The 18,585-nt window shown below is 65.8% G+C and carries 18 protein-coding genes; 14 read left to right on the forward strand and 4 right to left on the reverse strand.

Features of this window, described 5'->3' with window-relative positions:
- Window position 1 precedes the first annotated feature (1 nt).
- The 6 genes from BHQ18_RS21530 to BHQ18_RS21555 are packed head-to-tail and all read left to right on the forward strand — an operon-like array spanning window position 2 to window position 7,851.
- Window positions 2–1,462 (forward strand): MCE family protein, encoded by a 1,461-nt coding sequence (locus BHQ18_RS21530; RefSeq protein WP_069415681.1) that lies wholly within the window; start codon window positions 2–4, stop codon window positions 1,460–1,462.
- A gap of 37 nt (window positions 1,463–1,499) precedes the next feature.
- Window positions 1,500–2,531, forward strand: coding sequence for a virulence factor Mce family protein (locus BHQ18_RS21535; RefSeq protein ID WP_069415752.1), 1,032 nt, complete (start codon window positions 1,500–1,502; stop codon window positions 2,529–2,531).
- Window positions 2,528–3,880: an MCE family protein gene (locus BHQ18_RS21540; RefSeq protein ID WP_069415753.1), complete on the forward strand. Its 1,353-nt coding sequence runs from the start codon at window positions 2,528–2,530 to the stop codon at window positions 3,878–3,880. Before BHQ18_RS21535 ends, BHQ18_RS21540 begins: the two co-directional genes overlap by 4 nt.
- A complete protein-coding gene (locus BHQ18_RS21545; protein ID WP_069415682.1) occupies window positions 3,877–5,205 on the forward strand; it encodes a virulence factor Mce family protein in 1,329 nt (442 codons plus the stop codon). Before BHQ18_RS21540 ends, BHQ18_RS21545 begins: the two co-directional genes overlap by 4 nt.
- Entirely contained in the window at window positions 5,202–6,350 is a 1,149-nt protein-coding gene (locus BHQ18_RS21550; protein ID WP_372516660.1) for an MCE family protein, read from the forward strand. The genes BHQ18_RS21545 and BHQ18_RS21550 overlap by 4 nt, the downstream gene beginning before the upstream one ends.
- Before the next feature lies 1 nt (window position 6,351).
- The gene (locus BHQ18_RS21555) at window positions 6,352–7,851 is read left to right on the forward strand and encodes an MCE family protein (protein WP_069415684.1); all 1,500 of its coding nucleotides are present in this window, start codon (window positions 6,352–6,354) and stop codon (window positions 7,849–7,851) included.
- A 202-nt stretch (window positions 7,852–8,053) separates the two neighbouring features.
- On the opposite strand, the gene BHQ18_RS30175 is transcribed toward BHQ18_RS21555, so the two are convergent.
- Both BHQ18_RS30175 and BHQ18_RS21560 read right to left on the reverse strand, forming a co-directional pair.
- Window positions 8,054–8,230 (reverse strand): DUF7156 family protein, encoded by a 177-nt coding sequence (locus BHQ18_RS30175; protein ID WP_165614585.1) that lies wholly within the window; start codon window positions 8,228–8,230, stop codon window positions 8,054–8,056.
- A gap of 19 nt (window positions 8,231–8,249) precedes the next feature.
- The gene (locus BHQ18_RS21560) at window positions 8,250–9,155 is read right to left on the reverse strand and encodes a spirocyclase AveC family protein (RefSeq protein ID WP_109789369.1); all 906 of its coding nucleotides are present in this window, start codon (window positions 9,153–9,155) and stop codon (window positions 8,250–8,252) included.
- Between the two features lie 83 nt (window positions 9,156–9,238).
- On the opposite strand from BHQ18_RS21560, the gene BHQ18_RS21565 reads away from it, so the two are divergent.
- Window positions 9,239–9,706 carry a MarR family winged helix-turn-helix transcriptional regulator gene (locus tag BHQ18_RS21565; RefSeq protein WP_069415755.1) on the forward strand — a complete coding sequence of 156 codons (468 nt, stop codon included), beginning with the start codon at window positions 9,239–9,241 and terminating at the stop codon, window positions 9,704–9,706.
- Between the two features lie 7 nt (window positions 9,707–9,713).
- Here the strand turns inward: BHQ18_RS21565 and BHQ18_RS21570 are convergent, their stop codons facing one another.
- Entirely contained in the window at window positions 9,714–10,919 is a 1,206-nt protein-coding gene (locus BHQ18_RS21570) for a cytochrome P450 (RefSeq protein WP_069415685.1), read from the reverse strand.
- 53 nt (window positions 10,920–10,972) lie between these two features.
- Here BHQ18_RS21570 and BHQ18_RS21575 point away from each other — a divergent pair, with 53 nt between their 5' ends.
- Both BHQ18_RS21575 and BHQ18_RS21580 read left to right on the forward strand, forming a co-directional pair.
- Entirely contained in the window at window positions 10,973–11,548 is a 576-nt protein-coding gene (locus tag BHQ18_RS21575; RefSeq protein WP_069415686.1) for a TetR/AcrR family transcriptional regulator, read from the forward strand.
- The gene (locus tag BHQ18_RS21580; protein WP_069415687.1) at window positions 11,545–12,558 is read left to right on the forward strand and encodes a 3-ketosteroid-9-alpha-monooxygenase, oxygenase component; all 1,014 of its coding nucleotides are present in this window, start codon (window positions 11,545–11,547) and stop codon (window positions 12,556–12,558) included. The genes BHQ18_RS21575 and BHQ18_RS21580 overlap by 4 nt, the downstream gene beginning before the upstream one ends.
- Here BHQ18_RS21580 and BHQ18_RS21585 read toward each other — a convergent pair.
- Window positions 12,525–13,073, reverse strand: coding sequence for a TetR/AcrR family transcriptional regulator (locus BHQ18_RS21585; RefSeq protein WP_069415688.1), 549 nt, complete (start codon window positions 13,071–13,073; stop codon window positions 12,525–12,527). The genes BHQ18_RS21580 and BHQ18_RS21585 overlap by 34 nt on opposite strands.
- Before the next feature lie 59 nt (window positions 13,074–13,132).
- On the opposite strand from BHQ18_RS21585, the gene BHQ18_RS21590 reads away from it, so the two are divergent.
- The 5 genes from BHQ18_RS21590 to BHQ18_RS21610 are packed head-to-tail and all read left to right on the forward strand — an operon-like array spanning window position 13,133 to window position 18,562.
- On the forward strand, window positions 13,133–14,566 hold the full coding sequence (locus BHQ18_RS21590; RefSeq protein WP_131815720.1) for a phosphotransferase: 1,434 nt from the start codon (window positions 13,133–13,135) through the stop codon (window positions 14,564–14,566).
- Between the two features lie 7 nt (window positions 14,567–14,573).
- Entirely contained in the window at window positions 14,574–15,536 is a 963-nt protein-coding gene (locus BHQ18_RS21595; protein ID WP_069415690.1) for a DUF7064 domain-containing protein, read from the forward strand.
- The gene (locus BHQ18_RS21600; protein WP_069415691.1) at window positions 15,533–16,504 is read left to right on the forward strand and encodes an LLM class flavin-dependent oxidoreductase; all 972 of its coding nucleotides are present in this window, start codon (window positions 15,533–15,535) and stop codon (window positions 16,502–16,504) included. The genes BHQ18_RS21595 and BHQ18_RS21600 overlap by 4 nt, the downstream gene beginning before the upstream one ends.
- Window positions 16,501–17,340 carry a hypothetical protein gene (locus BHQ18_RS21605; protein ID WP_069415692.1) on the forward strand — a complete coding sequence of 280 codons (840 nt, stop codon included), beginning with the start codon at window positions 16,501–16,503 and terminating at the stop codon, window positions 17,338–17,340. Before BHQ18_RS21600 ends, BHQ18_RS21605 begins: the two co-directional genes overlap by 4 nt.
- A 13-nt stretch (window positions 17,341–17,353) precedes the next feature.
- Window positions 17,354–18,562, forward strand: a complete 1,209-nt coding sequence (locus BHQ18_RS21610; RefSeq protein WP_069415693.1) for an amidohydrolase family protein — start codon at window positions 17,354–17,356, stop codon at window positions 18,560–18,562.
- The last annotated feature ends 23 nt before the right edge of the window (window positions 18,563–18,585 follow it).

Here is an 18,585-nt window from a genome sequence, read left to right on the forward strand (position 1 = left end):
CATGGATTTCGAGGACGAAGGCCTGCACCCCGCGTGGTGGACGTTGATCCTCGCGGTGATCGTCGCCGTCGCCGTCTGGCTGACGTACGCGCTGTTCGTCGGCGCCTTCCGCAAGACCGAGACCGTCACGCTGACCTCGGACCGCGCCGGGCTGGTGATGGAGACCGACGCCAAGGTGAAGCTGCGCGGCGTGCAGGTCGGGCGGGTGTCGGCGATCCAGGGCGGCAGCGAACCGGTGGCGTTGCAGCTGGAGATCGACAGGGACAAGCTCGGTTTCATCCCGGCGAACGTCGAGGCGCAGATCAGGGCGACGACGGTGTTCGGCGCCAAGTTCGTCGACCTGATCTATCCGAGCGATCCCAGTTCGCAGCGACTCGCCGGCGGTCAGGTGATCCAGTCGCGCAACGTCACCGTCGAAGCCAACACGGTGTTCCAGAACATCGTCGACGTGCTCGAACAGGTCGACCCGGCCAAGCTCAACAGCACCCTGTACGCCCTCGCCGAGGGTGTGCGTGGGCAGGGCGAGCTGATCGGTGAGGCCACGACCGCGGCGAATCAGGTTCTGCTGGAGGTCAATCCGCGCCACGAGACGGTGACCGAGGACCTGCGCGCGCTGCGCGACTTCAACGACACGTACAGCGCTGCGGCGCAGGACATTTTGAGCACCCTCGATGCGCTGAGCACGACGAGTACGACGATCACCGCGCAGGCCAGCCAGCTGGATGCGTTGCTGCTGGCCACCATCGGGCTGTCCAACAGCGGAATCAACCTGTTGGCGCCGAACCAGGCGAACCTGATCAAGTCGATCAACGTGCTCGAGCCGACGACGAACCTGCTGCACAAGTACAGCCCGGAGTACACCTGCTTGCTGACCGGCGCGAAGAACCTGCTCGACAACGGCGGGTACGACGGGCCCGGCGGCAACGGCCGCTCCCTAGTGCTCGATGTGGCCCTCGGCGTCGGCGACGACCCCTACCGCTACCCCGATCACCTGCCGATCGTCGGCGCCAAGGGCGGGCCGGGCGGCAAACCCAGCTGCGGCTCGCTGCCCGACGTCGCGAAGAACTGGCCGGTGCGCAACCTCGTCACCAACACCGGGTTCGGCACCGGAATCGACTGGCGGCCCAACCCCGGCATCGGCTTCCCCGGGTACGCCAACTATCTGCCGACGACCCGCGCGGTTCCCGAACCGCCGAGCGTGCGCAACCTGTTCGGTGGACCCGCGATCGGCCCCGTGCCGTACCCGGGCGCCCCGGCCTACGGTGCGGACCTCTACGCCGACGACGGCACCCCGCTGTGGCCGGGCCTGCCGGCCGCGCCGCCGCCGATGGCGCCGCGCGATCCGGGCCCGCGGCCGGGTTCGGAGCCGTTCATCGTGCACTCGCCTGCGCAGGTGCAGCCCACGCCGCTGCGCCCGACACCCCTGCCGACCCCGGCCCGACCCGGTCCGCCGTTCGGATGAACCACGACGCCATGAGAGGTGACACGCCATGTCCAGCATGAACGCCAGGGTCCGGCGAGACGCGGTGCGTCTCGCCGCGTTCCTGGCCGTGTGCCTGCTCGGCGTGTTCGGGTTGTTCGCGGTTTTCGGCGAGATGCGGTTCGGGGAGTCCACCAACAGCTACGTCGCCGAGTTCACCAATGTCACCGGGCTGGAGAACGGTGACTTCGTGCGGATCGCCGGCGTCGAGGTCGGCAGCGTGAAAAAGGTTGCCATTCAACCGGATACCACCGCGCGGGTGGAGTTCGACGCCGACGAGTCAGTGGTGCTGACCGAGGGCAGCCGGGCCGTCATCCGGTACGACGACCTGATCGGCGGCCGCTACCTGGCGCTGGAGGAAGGCGCAGGCGGGGTCAAGAAACTCGAACCCGGCGGCACGATCCCGTTCGCCCGCACGTCACCCGCGCTCGACCTCGACGCGCTGATCGGCGGGTTCCGGCCGCTGTTCCGGGCGCTGGACCCCGATCAGGTCAACGCGCTGTCGAGTCAGCTGATCCGGGCCCTGCAGGGCCAGGGCGCGACGATCAACTCGTTCCTCGCCCAGACCGCTGCTCTGACAACGACTCTGGCCGACCGTGACCAGCTCATCGGCGACGTTATCGTCAACCTCAACGTGGTGCTCGGCTCGCTCGGCGACCAGAACGAGCAGTTCGGCAAGGCCGTCGACGCGCTCAGCGAACTGGTCGGCACGCTCGCGGAGCGCCGGGAGGACATCAGCAACGGGCTGGCCTACACCAACGAGGCGGCAGGCACGGTCGCCGACCTGTTGTCGCAGGCCCGCCCGCCGTTCAGCAAGACGGTCCAGGAGACCGACCGTGCGGCCGGGATCGTGGTGGCTGACCACGAGTACTTCGACAACCTGCTCAACACGCTGCCGGAGGCGCATCAGGCGCTCGCCCGCCAAGGCCTCTACGGTGATTTCTTCAACTTCTATCTCTGCGACATCGTGCTCAAACTCAACGGCAAGGGCGGCCAGCCCGTGTACGTGAAGGTCGCCGGGCAGTCCACCGGGAGGTGCGCGCCGAGGTGAAGCCCTTCTCCGAACGTAATCAGACCGTCATCGGCGCCGTCGGGTTGGCGCTGACCGTGGGCATCGTGGTGGGGTCGCTGAACTACGACCGGCTGCCGTTCCTGCAGGGCAGCGAGTACTCGGCCTACTTCGCCGAGGTCGGCGGGCTGCAAACCGGTAAGGCCGTGCGTGTTTCGGGTTTCGAGGTGGGCCAGGTCAAGTCCATCGAGGTGGACGGACCCCGCGCGCTGGTGACCTTCACCGTCGACAGTGACATCCGGCTGGGTGATCGCACCGAGGCGGCGATCAAGACCGAGGGCCTGCTCGGCACGAAGATCCTCGAGGTCACCTCCCGCGGCGACGGCAAGCAGGAAGGCACGATCCCGCTCGACCGCACGACGTCGCCGTATCAGCTGCCGGATGCGTTGGGGGAGTTGGCCACCGCGATCAGCGGACTGAACACCGACCAGCTCTCGGATTCGCTGCGGGTGCTGTCAGAGACGTTCTCCGACACCCCGCCGGAACTGAAGGTCGCGATCGAAGGGGTGGCCCGGTTCTCCGACACCCTGAACGAACGTGACGCGCAGCTGCGGGGTCTGCTGGAGAACGCCGACAAGGCCACCACGGTGCTGGCCGAGCGCAGCAACCAGATCGTCAGCCTGGTCAACAACACCAACGCGCTGCTGGCCGAGCTCGAAAACCAGAGCGCCGCACTCGATCAGGTGTCAGGCAACATCTCGGCGCTCAGCGGACAGCTGCAGGGCTTCATCGGCGAGAACCGCGAAACCCTGCGGCCCGCCCTCGACAAGCTCAACGGCGTGCTGACGATCCTGGACAACCGTAAGGACCGTCTGCAGAAGTCGCTCGAGTTGCTGACCGACTACGTGATGTCGCTGGGCGAATCGGTGTCGGGCGGACCGTTCTTCAAGAACTACGTCGCCAACCTGCTGCCGGGCCAGTTCCTGCAGCCGTTCATCGATGCCGCGTTCTCCGACCTCGGCCTGGATCCCAACGTGAAGCTGCCGTCGGAACTGAGCGACCCGCAGGTCGGCCAGCCCGGCACGCCTGCGCTGCCGGTGCCGTTCCCGCGCACCGGCCAGGGCGGCGAGCCGCGCCTGACCGTGCCCGACGCGATCACCGGTAATCCGGGTGATCAGGCGTGCGGTCCGCCCGGGCTGCCGTTGCCCGGTCCCGGCTGCTATCCGTACCGCGAGCCGCTGCCCGCGCCGCCGCCCGGCGGTCCGCCGCCGGGGCCGCCTGCCGAGGCGCCGCCGGGTCTGCAGTCGACTCCGGACCCGACACCGTCGCCGGTCGCGGTGCCCGCTCCCGGTGGGGTCGCCCACCTCGGACCCGCGGAGGCCGGCCGATGACGCGCTCAGCTCGTAACCTGTTGGCCGTCGCGTTGGTCGTGATCCTGGCGGGCGGCGCAATCGTGTTGTTGCGCAACACCGGGGCCATCAGCCGCACCCACGTCGTCGCCTACTTCGACAACGCCAACGGGATCTACCCCGGTGACGACGTGAACATCGTCGGCGTGCCGGTGGGCAAGATCGAATCGATCGAACCCGAACCCGAGCGGGTCAAGATCTCGTTCTGGTACGACAGCAAGTACAAGGTGCCTGCCGACGCCAAGGCCGCGATCCTGTCGCCGACGTTGGTGACCGCGCGCGCAATTCAGCTGACCCCGCCCTACACCGGCGGGCCGGTGATGGGTGACGACACGGTCATCCCGCAGGACCGCACCGCGGTTCCGGTGGAGTGGGACGAGGTTCGTCAGCAGCTGGAGAAACTCGCCGAGACCCTGCAGCCCACCGAACCCGGCGATGTCAGCCCGCTGGGATCGGTCATCAACACCACCGCCGACAACCTGCGCGGCGAGGGCGCCAACATCCGCGACACCGTCATCAAGCTGTCGCAGGCTGTGACCGCCCTGGGCGATCACAGCACCGACATCTTCTCGACGGTCAAGAACCTCGCGATCCTGGTCTCGGCGCTGCAGGACAGCACCGACGTGATGCGCCAGCTCAACCAGAACCTCGCGAGCGTGACCGGGCTCTTAGCCAACGATCCCAACGAGGTCGCCGACGCGCTACGCGACCTCAACAACGTCGTCGGCGACGTCCAGACCTTCGTCGCCGACAACCGCGAGGCGCTGGGCACCACGTCGGACAAGCTGGCCGGGGTGACCCAGGCGCTGACCGACAGCCTCGCCGACGTCAAGCAGTTCCTGCACGTGGCGCCCAACACGCTGCAGAACTACGTCAACATCTGGCAGCCCGCGCAGGGCGCGGTGAGCAGCCTGCCGATGCTGAACAACTTCGCGAACCCGATCTCGTTCCTGTGCGGCGGGATTCAGGCGGCGTCGCGGCTGAACGCCGAGCAGTCGGCGAAGCTGTGCGTGCAGTACCTGGCGCCGATCATGAAGAACCGCCAGTACAACTTCCTGCCCATCATGCAGAACGTCTTCTCCGGCGCCACGACACGGCCGAACGAGCTCACCTACAGCGAGGACTGGCTGCGACCGGATTACATCCCGCCGCAACCTGTTCCGGCAGCGCCGCCGCCCGCGCAGGCCGCGGGTGCGCCGGCACCACCGCCGGCCGGGGGCCCGCCGCTGCCGGCCGAGGCGCCGGTCTCCACGAATCCGGCCGACGGCCTGCACGGGCTGATGGTGCCGCCGGGGATGGGGCCATGATGCGGCGCTTACGCAGGGCAGTGGTCGTGGTGGCGTCGGCCGCGTTGTTGGCGGGCTGCTCGGACTGGCAGGGGCTGAACTCGTTGCCGCTGCCGGGCGTCGAGGGCACCGGGCCGGGCGCGTTCACGATCCAGGCGCAGATGCCCGATGTGGACAACATCGAGCCGAACTCGCGTGTGCGGGTCGCCGATGTGAACGTCGGCACCGTGCGCAAGATCGAGCGCCAGGGCTGGCACGCGCTGGTGACGATGGAGCTCAACGGTGACGTCGAGCTGCCGGCGAACGCGACCGCCAAGCTGGGGCTGACGAGCCTGTTGGGTTCTCTGCACATCGAATTGGCGCCGCCGACCGATGCTGCGCCGTCGGGCAAGCTCAAAGAGGGCTCGCTGATTCCGCTGGAGTCGTCGAGCGCGTATCCGAGCACCGAGCAGGCGTTGGCCGCCGTCGCGCTGCTGCTCAACGGTGGCGGTATCGGCAACATCTACGACATCACCGAGGCGCTGAGCGTCGCGTTCACCGGCCGTGAGAACGACCTGCGCAGTCTCATCGAGCAGCTCGACATCGCGATCGGGCACCTCGATGACCAGAAGCAGGACATCATCGACGCCACAGAGAGCCTCAACAACCTGATGGGGCAGATCGCCGAGCAGAAACCGGTGGTGGACAAGGCGTTACGGACCATCCCCGACGCGCTGGCGGTGCTCAAGGATCAGCGGCAGAACCTGGCCGAGGTGCTGACCCAGCTCGGTAGGTTCAGCGCGCTGACCGCCGACTCGGTCGACCAGACCAGAGAGGCGCTGGTGCAGGAGCTCAAGGACCTCGGCGTGGTGCTCGAGGAGTTGGCCGACGCCGGTCCCGCGTTGACCCGCGCGCTGAGCTTCCTGCCGACCTTCCCGTTCCCCAAGGAGACACTGCTCAATTGGATGCGCGGCGACTACGCGAACCTGACGTTGGTCGTCGACCTGACGTTGAGCCGAATCGACCAGAGCTTCTTCACCGGAACGCGGTTCGAGTGCAACCTGACCTGGCTGGAGCTGCAGTGGGGACGGACCATCGGCCAGTTCCCGAGCCCCTGCAACCACAACGTGCCGCCACCGGGAGGCAACCCGCTGGTCGCTCCGTACCGTTGGGATCAGGGGCCTTAGCATGCGAATGACCCGGCAGATTCTCATCCAGATGGCGATCTTCTCCGCCATCGCGATCCTCGCGCTGGGGATCATGGTCTTCGGATACATGCGGCTGCCGTCACTCCTCGGCGTCGGTCAGTACCGCGTGACGGTCGAGCTGCCGGAGACCGGCGGGCTGTATCCCAGAGGCAACGTCACCTACCGAGGTGTGCAGGTCGGTGAGGTCAAGAGCGTCGAGCTGACCGACACCGGTGTACAGGCGGTGCTGTCGCTGGACTCCGACGTCCGGATCCCCGCCGACCTCGAAGCCGAGGTGCACAGCGTTTCGGCCGTCGGCGAGCAGTACGTGCAGTTGCTGCCCCGCAGCGGCGACGGTCCGGAACTCAAGGACGGCGACGTGATCCCGTTGAGCCGCACCACGGTTCCGACGGACATCAACACGGTGCTCGACGACACGGCGCGTGGCCTGCAGGCGATCCCCCAAGAGAACCTGCGGACCGTCGTCGACGAGGCCTACACCGCGGTGGGCGGGCTCGGGCCCGAGCTGCGCCGGCTGGTCAGCGGAAGCGCCAAGCTGGCCATTGACGCCCGCGAGAACCTCGACCCGCTGCTGACGCTCATCGATCAGTCCAAGCCGATACTCGACACCCAGACCGAGACCGGCGGGTCGATTCAGGCGTGGGCGGCGAACCTGGCGGACATCAGTGGTCAGGTGCGGAACCAGGATCCGGCCGTGCGAGGAATTCTGGCCAAGGGGCCGGGGGCCGCCGACGAGGTGCGCGCCCTGTTCGAGCGGCTGCAGCCGACGCTGCCGATCGTGTTGGCCAACCTGGTCAGCATCGGCGAGGTCGCGGTGGCCTACCAGCCGAGCCTCGAGCAGCTGCTGGTGCTGCTGCCGCAGGGCACCGCGGTCACGCAGGCCGTCGGCGTGCACAAGCGCGGCACCAAGCAGGACTACATGGGCGACTCGTTGATCTTCAACCTGAACGCGATCCTGCCCGCGTTCCCGGCGCCGCTGCCGCTGCCGCCGCAGAACCTGCCGCCGCCGTGTACGACGGGGTTCCTGCCGGCCCAGCAGCAGCGGGTGCCGGTCTTCGAGGACTACCCCGACCGGCCGAACGGCGACATGTACTGCCGGACACCGCAGGACGCGCCGTTCAACGTCCGCGGCGCCCGCAACCTGCCGTGTATCACGGTGCCCGGTAAGCGGGCTCCGACGTGGCAGATGTGCGAGAGCGACGAGCAGTACGTGCCGCTCAACGACGGCTACAACTGGAAGGGCGACCCGAACGCGACCCTGTCCGGGCAGGCGATTCCGCATGTGCCGCCGGATGTTCCGGTCGCGGTGACGCCTCCGCCGCCGGGTACGCCGCCGCTGCCGGTCGCCGCCGCTGAGTACGATCCGGCCTCCGGCGAGTACGTCGGCCCCGACGGCAAGGTGTACACCCAGTCGAATCTCGCCGAAGGTGCGGCCGGCGAGCGGCCGTGGCAGTCGCTGCTGGTCCCGCCGGGCCGGTAGTTCTCGGGCCTTACCTCTTGCCGCCGAACGTGGGTTACCCGCACGCGAAATTGCGAAAAGCGTGACGTAACCCCACACTCGCGGGGGTGTGGTCGCGCGCCGCGGCGCTGTGGTCGCGCGCCTTACGGCCGAACGTGGGTTACCCGCACGCGAAATCGCGGAAAGCGTGACGTAAGCCCACACTCGCGGCAGCGAACGGGGCCTAAACCTTGATGACGATGCCCTGGGTGAGCGCGACGATGATCGCCAGGACGATGATGAACGCGAAGCAGCCGATCACCAAAGCCGCCGTTTCGCGCCACAACCCCTCTTTGGTCGGCGGCGGTAGGAAGAACTCGGCGGGCATGTCTTTCATGTCGCGGCGCTTGAAATCAGCCATGTCAGCGGAATCCTTCAGATCAGGGGACGTAGGGGCTGTCGGCGCCGGTGAGCCAGCGCAGGACCACCAGCGGGACGAGCAGGAACAGGAAGAAGCTGACCTGGAAGCCGACGAACCACGCGCCCAGGCGCATCAGTTCGAACCGCCACCGCGGAATCGTCACCTCGTAATTGAGGTAGTCGTCGTACTCCTGCATCTTGGACAGCCGCACAGGCTTGGCCGCAGCACTCGGAGCGCCGACTGTAACCGGTTGCTTGGCAGGAACCTTCGGCTTGGTGAACCGCTCCAGGCCGACGAAGCGCTCGAGATGGTTGAGGCCTCGGATGGGCGGCTTGCCCGCCCAGTACGCGATCAGGTTGGGCCAGGTGCACATCAACCCGATCGTCCACAGCAGCGTGATCCGGCCGCCGCTCTCCCATTCGAGCACCGGGCCGATGCCCGGGTCGTAGGTCCACCATCCCATGGCGGTGGCCAACCCTTCGACGATGAAGTCCCAGACGTAGTTCACCGGAATGGCCAGCACCAGCATCGATTTGAGCATGCTCCAGCCCAGCCGCGACGACAGCCACTGGCTCAGCCACAGCACGAGAAGGGCATGCACGCCCCAGTAGACGGCGTAGGCGAACGGCATGAACAGTGGATCGTTCGGGGTCTTGAGCGGCAGCCAGTCCAGCAGGTGGTGCTCGGTGAACGTGGGGCTGTAGATCAGCATCTGGCCCCAGTCGCCGACGGTCTCCATCCAGTAGACAGCCATGCTGTTGAACAAGAACAGGAAGCCCCACGTCAGGCGCCTGCGCCGGATGACGTCGGCGATTGCCAGCACGATGAAGATGCTGCCGATGATCGGTATCGCCCAGTTGAAGAACCACACTCCCGAGGGCTCCACGAGCGCTGGTGGAACCAGTTCATCCGATGCAAGATTCATGCGGGCCTCTTGTCGCCGAGATATAGTGAAGTCAGCTTCACTAAAACACGGCGGCTTGTCAACCATCTCGGAGGAGAATGCCGATGCGCGGCGAGTCGCAGGTACGCAGGTTTCAGGCGGACTCGCTGCAGCGACATGCCATCGAGTTCGGCGAGTGGATGGTGCGCGCCTCCAATGAACGTGCTCGCACGCTCGGACACGCGAAACTCAGGCCCGCCCACGCCCGGTTGATGGTTTTCATCGACTGGGAGGGCAGCCGCATCTCCGATATCGCCAAGGCGCAGGACGTTTCGAAGAACGCCGTCGGGCAGCTGGTGACCGAACTCGAAGAACTCGGGTACCTCGAACGCGCACCCGACCCCGCGGACGGCAGGGCGAAAATAGTTCGGTACACCGAAAAGGGCCGCGCCCTGCTGGCCGACGCGGCGGCGATCGCCGAACAGTTGGACGCCGAGATCGGGGCGATCATCGGGCAGAAGCGACTGGCCGAGCTGCGCTCGACGCTGGCCGACGTCTGCCGTCACCTCGGCATCGGCCCGCAGCCGACGTAACTGGCCGTCAGCCGCCGATCACCAACGGCAGGTACTCGATCGTCCGAACGGGCATGTTCACCCACTGAATCGCCTCGCCCGGTTGAAGTGAGTAGTTCGGCATCCGCTTGTGCAACTCCTCGAGGGCGACTCGCAGTTCCAAACGCGCGAGATTGGACCCCAGGCACCGATGCGTGCCGCTCGCGAAGGCGATGTGCTGATGCCGAGGGCGATCAATGTCGACGGTCAACGGGTTGGGATGAGCGTTCGGGTCCAGGTTTGCCGTTCCCCACGACGCGAGGATGGCCTCGCCCTTCTCGATGACGAGCCCATCTCCGAGGTCGACGCCTTCGGCCGCATACCGGGTACCCGTCTGCACCGGTGACTCATACCGAAGCAACTCCTCGACAAGCCCTCTCATCAACGTGGGTTCTGCGATGACTCGCTGACGTTCGTCCGGATGCTGGGCCAGCCAATGAATCATCAGCGACAACGATGCCGTCACTGTGTCCAAGCCGGCGAACATCATCAGCATGATGATGCTCAAAAGTTGCGCGTCGGTTAGTGGCTCACCATCGAATTCCGCCTGCAGGAGAGCCCAGAGAACGTCGTCACCGGGCTTCTCTTCCCGCCGCTTCTGCAAGATGTCGATGAAGTAGGCGGCGATCCGCAGCGCGGCCCCCTGCATCTTCTCGACGTTCTCCTCGGGAGTGTCACACTCCGGGCGCAGCATGTCGTTCTTGTACTCCAGGAAGAACCCCAGGTCGTCTACGGGCGCGCCGAATAGTCGCAGAAAGGCGATGCAAGGCAACGGCACACAGAACTGTGAGTACATTTCGACCGATGTGTCGTGGGCGAAGCAGTCCACCAGTTCCGCGGTGAGCTCGCGGATTGTGCTCTCGAGCCGGGCGACCTGTTTGGGCGCGAACAACGGATCGAGGATCTTGCGCCACTTGACGTGGTCGTCACCATCGATCTCCAGTGGCACCAAAGGCATTCCGGGCACCATGCTGCCGCGTCCACCGTTGCCGAGTATCGCCGGATGCCGGTTCAGTTTGAGAATGTCTTCGTGCCGATATAGGTAGATCGCGCCGTCGGCCGACCGCTCGTACCGTGTCGTCGCTACCTTCTCGGCGAGGTGGTCCTGTGGGTGCTCCAAGGTCTCGATGTCGCGTGCGTAGTCCGACAGCCGGAAGTCGTAGGGCTGCTCGGTGTGTGCATTGTCGTCAGGCATGTGTTCCTCGTCTGCACTGGCACTGATGGCGAACGTTGTTTACTATACATCGTATGGCTGGCCGTCCAAGGGTTCGTGCCGAGGCGCTCGACGTAGATGCGATCGTCGCCGCGGCTGTCAAGATCGCGCGAAAAGGATTGGCCACGTTGACGATGCGATCACTGAGCGACGAACTGCGGGTATCGGTCGGTGCCCTGTACAAACATGTTTCCGGCCGGGACGAGCTTCTCCAGTTGGTGGTCGATCACGTACTTCAGCAGGCGCCGAAGGCCGGCTCGGATACCGGCGACGGCTGGCTGGCGCTGCGCGCCCAGGTGCTGGGCGTCCAGGCGCTCATGGACCGCTATCCCGGGCTCGATGACGCGGTGATCGCGCGCTCGCCGAGCTCGCCTGTCGCCAACCGGCTCCGGCAAGAGGGAATGGCTGCGCTGCAGCGCGAGGGGCTCAGCGTGGAGGACGCGCACAAGGTGTACCGCGCGGTGACGTGGCTGTGGCTGGGGTCGCGGGCCGCTCTTGAGGGCCGCAAACGTCGTAAAGCCGATATTGACACCTTCGCCGAGGCCCTGGACGTTCTGATCGCCGGGCTGCGACACCACGTCGAGAGGTCAAGTAAGGAGTTGGTCGAATGACCCAATCCAGCGTGCTCAACCCCGACCGGCTGAGGCCGCACTGGCTGCCGACCGGGTGGTTCCAGGTCGGATGGTCGACAGATTTCCCGGCGGAGGGTGTGCGGCCGCTGCGCTATTTAGGCGGTGAGCAGGTCGCTTACCGCGACACCAGCGGGACGTTACACATCCTCGATGCACACTGCCGGCATCTCGGCGGGCACCTGGGCTACGGCGGCCACGTACAGGACGACTGCGTCGTGTGTCCGTTTCACGGGTGGCACTGGAGCCCCGAGGGCCGCAACACCCACATTCCGTACCAACCCGACCGGCCGAACCGCGCACGTCGCCTGCGGGTCTGGCCGGTGCGCGAACAGTCCGGCATGGTGTACATGTGGCACGACGTCGACGGTCGCGAGCCGGACTGGGAACCGCCCGACATCTTCACCGACACCGCGTCCCACACCGCGGCCCTGCAGTATCACGCGCCGAGCCAGGTCAAATTCGACGCGCTCACGCTGCACCCGCAGCTCGTCAGCGAGAATGCCGCCGACCCGATCCATTTCCGCTACGTGCACGGCGCGCGAAGTCATCCTGTGTTTCTGCGCCGCTGGCAGGACGAGGCGCACTGGTTCAGTCAGATCGGGTTCGGGAGCCGCTGGCGGCCAATGGAACCCGACAGTCACGACGGGGACACGCTGTCGATCCTCGTTGCGGGGGTCGGTCTGAACTACACGTCGCTGTCGGGCTCGATGAACACGTTGATCCTGCTGTCGACCACACCGATCGAGGCCGGCACGAGCGACATGTTCCAGACGGTGTGGCTCGAGAAGCTGCCCGGCGACACCCCTGATGTGCTCGAGTCGCGGCTGGATCAGGCCATCTCGCAGCTGCCGAACGACATCGCGATCTGGAGCCACCAGCGGTTCGAGGATCCGCCTGCGCTGGCAACCGTCGAGGGGCAGGCCTTCACAGACTTCCGCCGCTGGGCGCGGGCGTTCTATCCTGAGGTCGCGGACGAGTTCCGGCTGTGAGCGCGCAGCCCTTCGAGCAGCCGGTCGAGTCCGAAGAGAAAAGTCGCGACGGACCGCTGGGTCCTCTGGCGAGAGCCGAGCCAGTAGATGTCGAGCGCCCCGTACGCACGACCGGCATCCCGCCGATTCAGGCCTGCGGTCCGCAATTGGTCCATCGTCCATTGTTGCCGGACGCGGGCAGCATTGCTGCTGTCGCCGTGGTGCGCGATCAAGCGGTCTAATCCGGGGTAGGCGTCGAGCGTCTTGGTGAGGGAATGCACGTGAGCACGGATCCGCCGCCAGGGATCCGGTTCGGTCGCCTCATCGGGCATCTCGACGTGCTCCATCACCTCGTCGATCATCAGCGCCACCAAGTCGGCCTGTCCAGCGACGTGGCGGTACAGAGCTCCCGGGGTGACCGACAGTTCACCGGCCAGCGTGCGCATGCTGGGCGGTTCGCCGGCAGCCTTGGTCAAGCTGAGCGCGGCGGAAACGATGCGATCGCGGGTCAGAGGCGCTGTCGCAGGGGCGGCCATGTTCCCCAGTATGGGGTATACGGCGTTCACTCGACGTGGTATACACCGTTTACCAGGAAGTGAACACCGTTTACAGAAGGGTCAGCGTGGCAGCTCGAATACAGGCACCCGCCGGAACTCCCGGTAATGACGCGTTGTTGTCCCGCAGTGATGACGCCGACTTCGAAGCGTTCCTGCATGAATGGATGCGTGAAACGCTGGGTGCCGACGAAGTTTCGGTCCAGCCGATCGTCGCGGGCACCCGCTCCAGTTGGAGCGTGGACGTCACTCGTGGCGATGATCTCGTTCCGGTGATCGTGCGTCGAACTCGCGACACTCTCCAGGTCTACGGAGACGAGTCGAGGGAGACGCAGATCTACCGCGCGTTGGCGCACACACCCGTTCCCGTCCCAGACATCTATGCCGTCGACACCGAGCGCGGGCTTGTTGCCGCGCAGCGTGTTGCCGGAACTGATGACCTGAGTGGACTGGACCCCGCAACACGGGAGGCGGTCTCCGACGAGTTGATGCGGCACATCGCCGCGCTTCACGCGCTTGATCCCACCGCCCTCGAGCTACCACCGATGCCGGTGCCCACCACGGCGCAGGAACATGCCACTCTCGATCTGGACCACTGGTTGCGCTTTCACGCGGCGAATGCGCCCGCGAACCCGGTCGTCACTTTTGCCGGGGAGTGGCTGCGGCGCAACGCTCCGAATGACGTCGACCGGACTGTCCTGGTGCAGGGCGATACGGGTCCCGGCAACTTCGTCCAGCATGAAGGCCGGGTGACGGCCGTCGTCGACTGGGAGCTTTCGCACCTGGGCGACCCGTATGAGGATCTCGGTTGGGTAGTCGCTCGCGCTCTGCTGTTTCCGTTCGGGAATCTGACTCGCCGCTTCGAAGTCTATTCCGAAGCGAGTGGGCTTCCCTTCGACCGCGCGCGCATCTGGCACGGTGCAGTGAGTGCCATGCTGAAAATACTGATCGCCGGCGATGTTGTACGCGCCCGTGGGCATGACGACCCGCAATACCCGATCATGGTCAGCGGGCCCGCTTTTCACGGTCGTCTGGTCATCGACGCTCTCCGCGAACTTGCCGGCGTCGAGCAAGGACCAGTCTCGCTGGAACCTCAGCCCGACACGGGTTCCGAGCGTGAGGGTTCGCTCGCATTCATCCGCACGACGTTGCGCGAGCGGCTCTTGCCGTCGCTGTCGGATCCGTACCAGATCGCTCAGGCCAAGGCAGCCCTGCGCACCGTCCGTCACCTGCAACAGGGGGAGCGCTATGACGCCGCCATCGAAGACCAAGAGCGACGAGATCTGGCATCACTGCTCGGCGAGGACATGTCGGTCGCTGCCGACGGCAGAAAGGAACTGTGCGAACGCATCCGTGCCGACACCGTCGATACCAATACGGTGTTGAGCTACTTGGGACGACATGTGCAGCGTGAAACCGTCCGGATGGCCGAGTTACTGGGCCCCATGGCGACCACACCACTGCCGAGATTCTAGGAAGCGCATGTCTGACTACAACTTGTCTACCGAAGACGACACATTGCACACGCCGCCGGAGGGTGCGGACACCTGGTGGACCGAGACATTCTGGTTCACCTTCGCCGTCCCGGAATGCAAACTGTTCGGCAACTTCTATCTCTACTTTCGTCCGCTGCTCAACAGCATCGGCGGGGGCGTGACGTTGTTCGACGACACGGGTACGACGCCGTGGGAAACGCCCTTTTACTCGATGCAGCATCACTTACCGATCCCCGCTGGCCTCGACATGCGGGACGCACGGTTGCCCGGTGGGCTATTTGTCCGGCAGCGAGAACCCAACAAATCCTTTGCTTTCGGCATTTCGAACGACGAAATCGATGTCGATTTGCAGTTCGATGCGATCGCGCCGGCGCTGGTCACCGCGCCCAAGCCGCGGCCTCCTTTCACGGGTGCCTACCACGTCGATCAGGCGGGCCGGGTGACCGGAACAATCACCCTACGAGCGCAGCCGATGGAAGTGAACTGCATCCTGATGCGCGACCGTAGTTGGGGAAGGAGGTCGGACCTGCGCGGGGTGAAGGCTGGTTACGACTACGCCTTCCCGAGCGTCGACGACGGGTTCCTCGGCCTGTCTCTGGACCGGGGTGAGGACCGCGTGGTGATGGGATTCATCTGGCGGGACGGCGTATGGAGTAAGGCAGTCAGCGGCGAACGACGCGTACACCGCAAGGACAACGGCATGCCCGCGGCGATCGACATCGAGGTCATCGACGAGCTGGGACGCTCAGCCGTCGCGCATGGTGAGGTTGTCTCGCAGTTCACCAATCTCGTGTACCCGTCGATGCTGGTCCACCAGAGTCTGGTGGAGTGGAGCTATGCGGGTGCCACGGTGTACGCGGAAGACCAAGATGTTTGGGATCCTGCGCAGTGGAGGGCGTTTCGCCGTGAAGGCGTCCTGCCAAGCGCGCCGAGAAAGGAAAACCGATGAAGGTTGGCGTCTACTTCGATCTGCGTAATCCGCCGCAGTGGCGGCAGGATCCGTCGCGGCTCTACGGATTCACGATCGAAGCGTGTCAGGAGGCCGAACGGCTGGGCGCCAGTTCGGTGTGGTTCTCCGAGCACCACCTCTTCGACGACGACTATCTCGCCCAACCCCTGACTTTCGCGGCCGCGGTGGCGGCCCGAACCTCCCGGGTTCGGCTCGGCACCGCGATCGTCATCGCGCCTCTGCACCATCCGGCCGAACTGGCCGAGCAGTGCGCGGCGGTGGACCTGATCTCCGGCGGACGGCTCGACCTCGGCATCGGCACCGGCTACCGCGTGCCGGAGTTCGAGTTGTTCGACGCATCAATTGAGGCCCGCTACGCCCAGACCGACGGCACGGCCCGCCGACTGCGCGAACTGTGGGGCAAGGATGGTGTGCGGCCCGGACCGGTACAGGACCCGATGCCGATCTGGATGGGCTATCAGGGACCGCAGGGTGCCCGCCGGGCCGGACTGCTCGGCGAGGGGTTGCTCTCAGTTGACGCGTCGCTGTGGGAGCCGTACCGGGACGGCCTCGCCGAGGCCGGACATCCCGTCGAACGTGGTGTGATGTCGGGCGGCATCCAAGGCTGGGCCACCGACGATCCGGAACTTGACTGGCCGGTGGTGTCCAAACACCTGGAATATCAACTCAACTCGTATCGTCGCCATATGGTCGAGGGCACCGGCAGGCCGCCGCCGAGACCGGTCGACCTCGACCGCATCGTCAACGCCGGCAGCATGGCGCCGTTGAAGGACTTCGCGTACGGCACCCCGGAGCACCTGGCAGAAACGATCAAGTCCGGTACCGCGGGCGCGCCGGTGGACACCGTGTTCTTGTGGGCATCCATCGGAGGCATGAGCGAGGACGTCACCATGCGCAACATCGAAACCATCTGCACCCGGCTCGCGCCGCTGTTGGCGGACGCGTGACCCGACGCGAGGCCGCCGACCCGTTCGGTGAGTGGGCCACCAGCAAGGACGCACTGATCAGCTACCGCTACCTCGCATCGGCGCCCCGGCCGCTGGATCGCACGCACGCCGAGAATCAGCTACGCCTGCGCCGCGACCTGCGCACGCCGGGCGGCTCAATGCTGGCGGCGCCGTTGGCAATCGCGATGCTCGACGCCGCCGGCGTCAACGTCGACCCGGTCAACATTCTCGCCCTGACCCAGGTCAACATCACGATCGTCGACCCGGGAACCGACCTGGCGGCCGTTCACGTCGCGGGTCGGGTGTCCACCGAGGCCCGATCGCAGATCTTCACCGATGCGGTGTTCCACGACGATGCGCAGCGCACCATCGGCTTCGGTTCGGCGAACTGGTCGGTCATCTGCCCGACACCGGACGGCTTCGTCTACCCCGAACCGGGGAAGGGCGTCGACGACACCGGGGATCTCCCGCCACTGTGGCAGGCCTACACCGGCCGCCGGCGCGATGACGGGCTTCTCGAGATCCCTGATTTGCGACCGGAAATCGGCACCGAGCGCCTTCACCACGGACCGATGCTGGTGATCACCGAGGCGGCCGCGCTGGAGGCCGGTGCCGGCGCGTTGGGCAGCGACACGGTGTCGGTGGAGCAGTTGACGACGACGATCGTTGCGCCAGGCCGCACCGGACCGTTCGTCGCGGTGCCGGTGACGGTCGGGTCGAGCGGTGATGTGGCGGCCTGCCGCGTCGAACTGCGCGACGCCGGTCGCGACGACCGAGTCGTTGCTACCACGGTGCTGCGGATGCGACGTATCAAGCCTGTGTCAGCGAAGAACTAAAGGAGCAGAACCTATGTCCCTCATCCCCAACACGGTCGGCACCCTTCCCTACAAGATGGTCGACTTCGACCAGCATTCCTACGAGGCCACCGACTGCTTTACGCGCTTCATGCCGAAAGCCAAGATCGACACCGCCATCCGTCTCATCGACATGCCCAGCGGCCACAAGGCGCTGCTGGCGAACGAGCGGATCATCACGGCCTTCGAGAAGGAACACGATCTGGAAAAGGCCTACGTGCCAGGATCGTTGGCGGAGATGTTGCGTAAACGCGCATCGGGCGACGCGGCCGACGCCGAGCGCTTCTTCGAGCCGCTCCAGCCTGAGTACCTGGACCGCGAGGCTCGTCTTGTCCAGCTCGGTGAACAGCAGATCGAGAAGTCGATCATGTACCCGGGGGGTTGGGCGCTGCTGGCCGAGCCGTTCCTCGACGGTATCGATCCCCTGTACGACAACTTCACCGCCTTCAACCGGTGGGTCGACGAGGACTGGGGCTTCAATTATCGCGACACCATCTACGCCCCGGCGCTGATGTCGTTGCGGGACCTGGATCGTGCGGTCGCCGAACTCGACCGGGTGCTGGCCGCGGGCGCGAAGTTCATCTACCTGGCCGCGGGGCCGGCGTACGGCCGCAGCCCGGGCGATCCCTATTTCGATCCGTTCTGGGCGCGCGTCAACGAGGCCAAGGCGATCATCTGCTTTCACATCTCCGAGTTCCATTACCAGCAAGAGGTTGCGCCGCACTGGGGTTGGAAGATCGGACCGCCGTTCCAATTCTCGGCTTGGCAGTGGCAGAACTCGTACGGTGAGCGGCCGATCACCGATACGTTGTCGGCGCTCATCTTCGACAACCTCTTCGGTCGCTTCCCCGACATCCGGGTGGTGGTCAGCGAGTTCGGGGCATCGTGGATTCCGCATTTCATCAAGCACATGGACAAGAGCCGCGGTATGGCACGGCTAGGACCGTGGCTCGGCGGTCCGTTGACCGAGCGACCGAGCACGATTTTCAAGCGCCACGTCAAGGTGGTCCCGTACCCCGAGGATGACACGGTCGCCTTGGCCGACGCGCTCGGTGGGACAGAGGCGTTGGTGATGGGGTCCGACTGGCCGCACGCCGAGGGACTTCGGGAGCCCGCCGAGTTCTACGAGCGGGTCGAAAGCCTGGGCGACGAAACCCGTCGGCACTTCCTGCGGGACAACGGGATGTCGCTCTTCGCGACCTGATGGCCATGGGTCGGCGATACAGA

This window comes from Mycolicibacterium flavescens, from assembly GCF_001722335.1.
Taxonomy (GTDB): Bacteria; Actinomycetota; Actinomycetes; order Mycobacteriales; family Mycobacteriaceae; genus Mycobacterium; species Mycobacterium flavescens.

What these genes read in the sequence shown, in the direction of transcription:
- BHQ18_RS21595 (WP_069415690.1), top strand. Translation starts at nt 14,574, where the DNA reads ATGTCTGACTACAACTTGTCTACCGAAGACGACACATTGCACACGCCG.
- BHQ18_RS21560 (WP_109789369.1), bottom strand. Translation starts at nt 9,155, where the DNA reads ATGAATCTTGCATCGGATGAACTGGTTCCACCAGCGCTCGTGGAGCCC.
- BHQ18_RS21610 (WP_069415693.1), top strand. Translation starts at nt 17,354, where the DNA reads ATGTCCCTCATCCCCAACACGGTCGGCACCCTTCCCTACAAGATGGTC.
- BHQ18_RS30175 (WP_165614585.1), bottom strand. Translation starts at nt 8,230, where the DNA reads ATGGCTGATTTCAAGCGCCGCGACATGAAAGACATGCCCGCCGAGTTC.
- BHQ18_RS21565 (WP_069415755.1), top strand. Translation starts at nt 9,239, where the DNA reads ATGCGCGGCGAGTCGCAGGTACGCAGGTTTCAGGCGGACTCGCTGCAG.
- BHQ18_RS21580 (WP_069415687.1), top strand. Translation starts at nt 11,545, where the DNA reads ATGACCCAATCCAGCGTGCTCAACCCCGACCGGCTGAGGCCGCACTGG.
- BHQ18_RS21535 (WP_069415752.1), top strand. Translation starts at nt 1,500, where the DNA reads ATGAACGCCAGGGTCCGGCGAGACGCGGTGCGTCTCGCCGCGTTCCTG.
- BHQ18_RS21545 (WP_069415682.1), top strand. Translation starts at nt 3,877, where the DNA reads ATGACGCGCTCAGCTCGTAACCTGTTGGCCGTCGCGTTGGTCGTGATC.
- BHQ18_RS21575 (WP_069415686.1), top strand. Translation starts at nt 10,973, where the DNA reads ATGGCTGGCCGTCCAAGGGTTCGTGCCGAGGCGCTCGACGTAGATGCG.
- BHQ18_RS21600 (WP_069415691.1), top strand. Translation starts at nt 15,533, where the DNA reads ATGAAGGTTGGCGTCTACTTCGATCTGCGTAATCCGCCGCAGTGGCGG.
- BHQ18_RS21585 (WP_069415688.1), bottom strand. Translation starts at nt 13,073, where the DNA reads ATGGCCGCCCCTGCGACAGCGCCTCTGACCCGCGATCGCATCGTTTCC.
- BHQ18_RS21570 (WP_069415685.1), bottom strand. Translation starts at nt 10,919, where the DNA reads ATGCCTGACGACAATGCACACACCGAGCAGCCCTACGACTTCCGGCTG.
- BHQ18_RS21550 (WP_372516660.1), top strand. Translation starts at nt 5,202, where the DNA reads ATGATGCGGCGCTTACGCAGGGCAGTGGTCGTGGTGGCGTCGGCCGCG.
- BHQ18_RS21530 (WP_069415681.1), top strand. Translation starts at nt 2, where the DNA reads ATGGATTTCGAGGACGAAGGCCTGCACCCCGCGTGGTGGACGTTGATC.
- BHQ18_RS21555 (WP_069415684.1), top strand. Translation starts at nt 6,352, where the DNA reads ATGCGAATGACCCGGCAGATTCTCATCCAGATGGCGATCTTCTCCGCC.